Below are 7,211 nucleotides of genomic sequence, written 5' to 3'. Positions count from 1 at the left end.
GGAGGGCGGCGTGTCGCAGCTGGACGAGGACACCGTGGCGTACCACTTCCACGAACCGCTCGGCGTGGTCGGCCAGATCATCCCGTGGAACTTCCGGCCGCCGCCGCCCCCGGGACGGCCCCCGCCCCCGGCAGCGCCGCCGGGCGCGCCGCCCGGGCGGCCGTCCCCGGCACCGTGGTGGCCCTCGGCGTGGTCAGCCTGGTCACCGACGTCTCGTCCGAGATGGTCAGCGCCGTCCTGCCGCTCTACCTGCTCACCGGCCTCGGCCTCTCCCCGCTCGGCTTCGGCCTGCTCGACGGCATCCAGAACGGCTTCAGCGCCGTCGTCCGGCTCGCCGGCGGCCACCTCGCCGACCGGCGCGGACGGGACGGCGCACCCCGGCACAAGGCCGTCGCCGCCGTCGGCTACGGCCTGTCGGCGCTCTGCAAACCGCTGCTGCTGCTCGCCCACACCGTCCCGCTGATCGGCGCCGTCCTCGCCGTCGACCGCACCGGCAAGGGCCTGCGCACCGCCCCGCGCGACGCGATGATCTCGCTCGCCACCGAACCCGCCCACCGCGGAAGGGCGTTCGGCGTCCACCGGGCGATGGACACGGCCGGCGCCCTGCTCGGACCGCTCGCCGCGTTCCTGGTGCTGCGCACGGCCGGCGGGCAGCTGCTCGCCGACGGCGGTCAGCAGCAGGGCTACCACGCGGTGTTCGCCGTCAGCGCGTGCGTCGCGGTGCTCGGCGTGCTCGTCCTGCTGCTCTTCGTGCCGGGCCGCCCCGCGGCCGGCGCCGAACCGCCGGCCGCCCACCCCCGGCTGCGGGACGGCGTCGCCCTGCTGCGCACCCCCGGCCTGCGCCGGCTCACCGTCTGCGCGGTGCTGCTCGGCCTCACCACCGTCAGCGACTCCTTCCTCTACCTGCTGGTGCAGCGCCGGCTCGGCCTCTCCGTCGAGTACTTCCCGCTGCTCCCGCTCGGTACGGCCGGTGCCTTCCTGCTGCTCGCCGTCCCCCTCGGCGCCCTCGCCGACCGGATCGGCCGCCGCCGGCTGTTCCTGGCCGGCCACGGCGTCCTGCTGCTCGCCTACGGGCTGCTGCTCTCGCCGTTCGACGGGCTGCCGGTGGTGCTCGGCGTGCTGGTGCTGCACGGCGCGTTCTACGCCGCCACCGACGGCGTGCTGGCCGCCGCCGCGGCCGACGCCGTCCCCGCCGGGCAGCGCGGCGCCGGTCTCGCCCTGGTCGGCACCGGCCAGGCGCTCGCCCGGTTCGCCTGCTCGCTGGCGTTCGGCGCGCTGTGGAGCGCGGTCGGCGGCACCGCCGCGCTGGCCTGGTCGGCGGTCGCGCTGGCCGGCTGCGTCACCGGGGCCGCGTTCGTGCTGCGCGAGCCCGCCCCCGCCGTCGCCGCGGCGCCGCACGAGCCGGCCGACGCCTCCCCGACCACCGACCCCGAGGTGCCCTCGTGACCACCGCCCCCCTCCGCAACCGCACCCGGGTGCTGATCCTGCTGGTCGCCGTCGTCCTGCTCGGCGGGGTCGGCACCGGCGCCGTCCTGTGGGCCGCCGACCGATCCGCCGACCGCGACCGCGTCCAGGCCGGCGGACCGGCCGTCACCCCCGGCGAGGTCACCCTCCGGACCTCCGCCGGCCGGCAGCTGCTCTTCCGCAACATGGCCTGGGGCCCGCACCGGGACGAGATCGTCACCGTCCCCGCCGACCGCCCCGACGGCCCGCGCACCGCCTCCGGCGTCCAGTGCCTGCGCTTCTTCGCCGCCGCCGGCACCGGCATCTGCCTGCGGGCCGACCGCGGCCCCCTCCAGGACACCTACCGGGCCGTCGTCCTCGACGAGCAGCTGCGCGAGCTGCGCTCGTTCCCGGCCGCGGGCATCCCCACCCGCTCCCGGGTGTCGCCCTCCGGCCACCTCGCGGCCTGGACGGTCTTCGTCAGCGGCGACTCCTACGCGGGCACGAACTTCTCCACCCGCACCTCGATCGTCGACGTCCGCGACTGGAACCTCCGGGAGAACCTGGAGGAGTTCGACGTGATCAAGGACGGCAGGCCGTACCGCGCGCCCGACGTCAACATCTGGGGGGTGACCTTCGCCGACGACGACACCTTCTACGCGACGCTCGCCACCGGCGGCCAGACCAACCTGGTCCGCGGCGACCTCGCCGCCCGCACCCTCACCACCCTCCACCAGAACGTCGAGTGCCCGTCCCTCTCCCCGGACGGCACCCGGGTCGCCTACAAGAAGCGCGTCCCCGGCGCCTCCGAGGACGCCCCCTGGCGGCTCTACGTGCTGGACCTCGCCACCATGACCGAGACCGCCACCGCCGAACAGCGCAGCATCGACGACCAGGCCGTCTGGTCCGACGCGCACACCCTGCTCTACGCCATGCCCGGCGACTTCGGCGCCGACCTGTGGACCGTTCCCGCCGACGGCACGGGCTCCGCGGGCCGGCTGCTCGACTCGGCGGTGGCCCCGGCCTACCTGGGGTGACGTGTGCCCGGGGCGGTCCGTCCGGGCGCCCCGCCGGGGGCGCCCGCGGTCGTCCGGCGGGGTGCCGGGGGAGTGCCGGCCGGGTGCTGTGCGGGTGCTGCGCGGGTACCCGCCGGGCGAGGCCCGGGGTGACGCCCGGGGTGACGCCCGGGGCGGCAGTGACGGGCCGGGTTGGCTGGTCCGGTCCGGAACTCGGAGCGTAGGGTCCACGTCGAGCACCAAGAGTGGCCGCACGGATGCCGGGCCGCCACGCCGACGGACCGGGGGAGCAGGAACAGTGAGGCAACGAGGGCCCGACGGCGGGCTGTCGCAGGAGCGCATGTCCAGTGACTCGTGGCCGGCGCTGCACGGCAGGCCCGTGCTGCGCCGCACCATCGCGATCGGGCTGGTGATCTTCGTGTCGGTGGTGGCCGCGCTGGCGGTCCGGGGCGTCAACGCCCTCACCGCCGGCCGCGGCGCGATCGAGACCGACCGAGACCGCGCCGAACTGCTGGCCGGCCTCCACCCCTCCCAGCACCCGGGCGCGGGCCGCTACTACGTGCCGATCGGCGCCGTCTACACGCGCGCGCCGGACGGCACCACCGTCGCCTACCTGCACTACCGGCTGGCCGGCGGGCGGGAGGTGGGCGTCGGCGACTTCCTGCGCACCTACGACCTGCCCGGCCCCGGCGCCCTCTCCCCGCTCCCCGCCGACCTTGCCGACGCGCTCGGCGGCGACGAGCCGGCCGAGGCCAGCGAGCTCGGTGTGCCGCTCCCGGTCCCGGTGCCGCCGGACTCCCCCTCGCCGGCGGCCACCGGCACCGCCGCGGGGGATCCGGGCGCCGCCGCCGGGACCCCCGGGCCGTCCGGGACGGCCGGGGCGCCGTCCGCCGGTCCGGAGCCCACGCCGGCCCCGGAGCCCGCGAGCCCGGAGTCCGCCGCCGTGGAGCCCGGCAGCCCGGAGCCCACGCCGGCCCCGGAGTCCGCGAGCCCGGACGACGTCCTCCCGGAGGACTCCCCGGACCCCGCCGTCCACGACCCCGCCGACCGTGTCGCCCCGGCCTCCGAGTCCCTCCCCGCCCCGCCCGCCGAGGACACCGCGGCCCCCGGCGCCGACGCGACCCCGGCCCCCGCCGTCACCCGGGCCCCGGCCCGCGGCCGCCGCATCTACGTCGCCCCCGACCCCGACGGCCTCCCCGGCGCCGCCGACATCTACGTCCGCGCCACCGGCTGACCGGCTGACCGGCCGGCCGCCCGGCCGCCCGGCCAACCCGGCGGCGTGCGCTGTCGGTTGGGCGTGCTGTACTCCCGGCATGACGCTTCACGACGACACCCCGGCCGTCCGTTCCGAGGAGTGGGACGCCGCTCTCCGCCAGGCCTTCGGGGAGGTCCTCGGCCGGCCGCTCGCCGAGTACGACGCCGAGGACGACGGGGACGCCCGTTACGGCACCTTCTACAGCGGCAACTTCCTCGCCGAGAGCGAGCTCGAACGGGACCCGGTCTGGGTCGGCCGGGCCGCGCTCGCGGGGGAGGAGCCGGCCGTCACCGGCCACCTGCTGCTCACCCCGCCCTGCGACCTCGACGAGGTGGAGCTGGTCTTCGACGCGAGCCGCTCGCTGTTCCACGTCGACCCGCGCGGGCTGCCCGCCGGACTCGCCGCCTTCGCCGCCGACCTCGCCGCCGCCGTGGCGGAGTCCGAGGCCGGGCCGTGGGACGGCGCACTCCTGGGGGCGGACCTCGGCCGGGCCGCCGAACGGCACGGCGTCGACCTCACGTCGCCCGACCTGCCCGCCGAGCTGTGGACGCTCTGGCGGGGGCGGCTGGCCTCCGGGGGCGAGACCCTGCTGGACGCCCTGCTCGCCGCCACCGGCCTGACCGCCGTCACCTCGCCCGGGGAGCTGCCCACGGGTGTCGGCGACGCCGGGGACGACCTGGACGAGGACGCCCACGCGCAGGTCGCCGCCGTGGCCGATCCGGCGTTGCGGGACTACCTGGTGGCCTTCTGCGACCCGGTGTCCCACGACCTCGCCTTCGTCCTGCCCACGGCGGCGGACGAGGACGAGGAGGAGGGGGAGGAGGACGACGACGAGGCCGACGGGGACGAGGCCGGCGACGAGTCGGAGGACGGCTGGGACGAGTCGGAGGGCGGCTGGGACGAGTCGGAGGGCGGCTCCGTGGTCGTCTTCTGGGAGGGCGCGGTCGACCAGTACGAGATCACCGTCCGCCGCCTGTAGCCCCGGAACCCTGGCCCTCCCGCGCGGGAGGGCCAGGGTTCCACCGGATAAGGTCGCGGAGCGAACCGATGTGCGGTGCGCGAGCGGATCCGAAGGAGCTGACGTGGGCGAGGCCGTCTCCCCCGAGACCGGTGCCGACACCGTGGACCCCCGCCGGGGTGCGGAGCTCGCGGCACGCTGGTGGAAGTGGGCGCTGTCGGCCCCGATGGAACGCAGCCCGGTCGCCGACACCACCGGGGAGTTCGCCGGCTGGCGCCAGCCCGAGGACGTCTGGTTCCTCGCCGGCACCTACGGCGGCCGCGTCGTGCGCCGCTGCCCGATCGCCGCCGGGAAGCCGGTCTTCTTCCCGGTCTTCAACACCCAGCGCATCGCCCTCGGCCTCTCCGCCGCACCCTGGCGCGTCGAGGCCTCCCAGGCCGAGGCGACCCTCAACGGAGTCCCGCTGCGGGTGCACGAGTTCACCTCGAAGCGCTTCCTCGCCACCGGCATCCCCCGCGTCGCCTGGGGCCTGTGGTGCGCCCTCGACCCCCTGGCACCCGGCCAGTACGTCCTCACCGTCAAGGCGAACGCCGGCGGCTTCGCGGTCGACACCACGTACCACCTGGACGCCGTCGAGTTCTGACGGCGGCGGCGCTCACCGGCTCGTCACACGTGCGCCAGCAGGTCGCGCAGCGGGGCCGGTACCCGCTGCGCGTCCAGGGCCTCCACCAGCAGGTGCCCGTAGCGGATCTTCCGCCCCTTCTTCGTCCCCAGGAAACGCCGCAACTGCCGCTCCGGCACCCCGCCCTGGTGCGCGGGCTGGCGGACGAAGGTCTGCCAGGCGGGGAGGTCGCCCTCCGCCCGGACGATCTCCTCGATCCGTGCCACCCCGAGGGCCCGGATCAGCTCGTCCTCAAGGTCCGACACGCAGACGAAGAACCCGTCGCCCGGGGCGCCCGCACGCTCCAGCCCCCGCTCGTAGAAGCCCTGTTCGTTCTCGTCGCAGAGCCCGGCCAGGCGCAGCCCGAGCCCCGGCGGGCCCAGCAGGGCCGTGTACCGGGCGACGTTCATGGCTCCGCCCATCGAGACGACGCACACCCCTTCGCCGGGCAGGTCCCGACCGCGGCGCGCGGCCAGCGTCTCGACGGCCGCGAGGTCGCTCGGGCCCTCCACCAGCACCGCCGTCCGCACGCCCAGGCACTCGGCCAGCTCGCCCGCCGGCCCACCGGGACCGCCGGCCGCCCAACCGCCGACCGCGTCCCGGAACGCTTCGATATCCGCCATGGCTGCGATTCTGCTCCTGCGGCGGCACCGGGGCACGGATTTTCCGGCAGCCTGCGCGGCTGTCCTGCCCTGTGGCGGGTCTCTCCGCCGGGGGGTGGTCGAGGTGGTGCGGGGCTGTGGCCGGGCGCTCGGGGAGTGGGGGCGGGTGGTGGCCGGATGCCGCCCGTGGCCACCCGGCTCCTCCGTCCGGAGCCCCTCGGCGGCCGGACTCGCCCACGCCCGAGGGTGCTTCGGCGCCTTGGGGCGTTGTGTCGGTGGCGCTGTTCCGGGTCACCCGCGGCACTGGCCCGGCGCCTGCGCGGGTTGCCCGCAGGCGTGGCCGCCACCGACCGGCGACACCTCCGAGCGGTGGGGCGTGACGCCGATCGGCTGCCGGCTCGCTGTCCGCGCGGGCCGGCCGCCGGAAGCTGCTCACGGCCGTGGCCACCACCGCCCTCCGGATCCGTTGGGGGTGGGTCCGGCTCCGGTGTGTGCCGGACCGGTGACGTGGCGGGGGACCGTGGGCACAATGGGTTCCGTGAGCGGTCGGGTGAGGGAGTGGCTGCGGCGCAGGGCCGCCGCGCGGGAAGCGCGGTCGGCGGAGGAGTTCGTCGTCGTGGAGGCGCCGGCGGACGAGCCGCTGATGGTGGTCTTCGAGCCGATGGGCAGCACCTACGACGTGCCCCCGGGCGAGCAGTTGACGATCCGATTCAGATTCGTGCCCGGGGCGGGTGGTGCCGTCGCCCATCGCGAGGACCACGTCTCCGTCAGCGCGGGCCTCTCGGGCACCATGACGGCGTGGACCGCGGCGGGGGAGGAGATCGACCTCGTCACCGGCTGTCCCGGCTAGCGGCGCCGACGGCGCCGGCAGTCAGGGCGATCAGGTTCGGCGTCCAGCAGTCCGACTGCCGGGTGGCGACCTCGGTGCCGCACGCGGAGCAGACCAGGTTGGGACCGTCCAGGCCGTCGAGGCCGCAGCAGCCGTTGCGGCGCCGGTGGTCCGGGTGCGGGGCCGTTCCCGGCGCGTCGTCGGGATGCAGCAGGAAGCCGCCGTCCGGGTCGGCCGCGTAGGTGCCCCGGGTGATCCCGGGTGGCGCCGTCCGGTGCCCGGAACGCTTCCCGGCGTCCGCGGAGGGCCGGGCGCGTCGGAGGCTCCCGGTGAGGGGCAGGAGACAGTTCGCGCAGGTGAAGACGGCCACCGGTCCATTGTGCGGGTCACGGCCGAGCAGCCGGAGGCAGCCCCGACGCACAGGAAGTCGGCCGGTCCGACTTCCTG

Annotated in this window: 8 protein-coding genes and 1 pseudogene; 7 read left to right on the top strand and 2 right to left on the bottom strand. The window is 76.5% G+C overall.

The features are described 5' to 3' along the window. The 6 genes and pseudogenes from ACFCX4_RS33055 to ACFCX4_RS33030 all read left to right on the top strand — a co-directional run. A pseudogene (locus ACFCX4_RS33055) lies at positions 1-94 on the top strand (aldehyde dehydrogenase family protein); the annotation flags it as partial. Then, complete coding sequence (locus ACFCX4_RS33050; protein ID WP_376150602.1) at positions 85-1,446, top strand: MFS transporter; 1,362 nt, start codon at positions 85-87, stop codon at positions 1,444-1,446. The pseudogene ACFCX4_RS33055 and the gene ACFCX4_RS33050, both read left to right, overlap by 10 nt. Then, the gene (locus ACFCX4_RS33045) at positions 1,443-2,480 is read left to right on the top strand and encodes a TolB family protein (protein WP_376150600.1); all 1,038 of its coding nucleotides are present in this window, start codon (positions 1,443-1,445) and stop codon (positions 2,478-2,480) included. Before ACFCX4_RS33050 ends, ACFCX4_RS33045 begins: the two co-directional genes overlap by 4 nt. Before the next feature lie 319 nt (positions 2,481-2,799). After that, positions 2,800-3,693 carry a hypothetical protein gene (locus ACFCX4_RS33040; protein ID WP_376150598.1) on the top strand — a complete coding sequence of 298 codons (894 nt, stop codon included), beginning with the start codon at positions 2,800-2,802 and terminating at the stop codon, positions 3,691-3,693. 79 nt (positions 3,694-3,772) lie between these two features. Further along, a complete protein-coding gene (locus ACFCX4_RS33035) occupies positions 3,773-4,693 on the top strand; it encodes a hypothetical protein (protein ID WP_376150596.1) in 921 nt (306 codons plus the stop codon). A 103-nt stretch (positions 4,694-4,796) separates the two neighbouring features. Next, entirely contained in the window at positions 4,797-5,315 is a 519-nt protein-coding gene (locus ACFCX4_RS33030; RefSeq protein WP_376150594.1) for a hypothetical protein, read from the top strand. A gap of 23 nt (positions 5,316-5,338) precedes the next feature. On the opposite strand, the gene ACFCX4_RS33025 is transcribed toward ACFCX4_RS33030, so the two are convergent. Beyond that, positions 5,339-5,956: a TOPRIM nucleotidyl transferase/hydrolase domain-containing protein gene (locus tag ACFCX4_RS33025; RefSeq protein WP_376150592.1), complete on the bottom strand. Its 618-nt coding sequence runs from the start codon at positions 5,954-5,956 to the stop codon at positions 5,339-5,341. Between the two features lie 517 nt (positions 5,957-6,473). Here ACFCX4_RS33025 and ACFCX4_RS33020 point away from each other — a divergent pair. Continuing rightward, positions 6,474-6,785, top strand: coding sequence for a hypothetical protein (locus tag ACFCX4_RS33020; RefSeq protein WP_376150590.1), 312 nt, complete (start codon positions 6,474-6,476; stop codon positions 6,783-6,785). On the opposite strand, the gene ACFCX4_RS33015 is transcribed toward ACFCX4_RS33020, so the two are convergent. Continuing rightward, a complete protein-coding gene (locus tag ACFCX4_RS33015; protein WP_376150588.1) occupies positions 6,766-7,134 on the bottom strand; it encodes a hypothetical protein in 369 nt (122 codons plus the stop codon). The two genes, ACFCX4_RS33020 and ACFCX4_RS33015, sit on opposite strands and share 20 nt — an antisense overlap. Positions 7,135-7,211 lie beyond the last annotated feature (77 nt).

The organism is Kitasatospora sp. NPDC056327, assembly GCF_042261735.1.
GTDB lineage: Bacteria > Actinomycetota > Actinomycetes > Streptomycetales > Streptomycetaceae > Kitasatospora.
The sequence above is the reverse complement of the archived record's forward strand: the minus strand, read 5'-3'. Positions and strand labels throughout refer to the sequence as shown.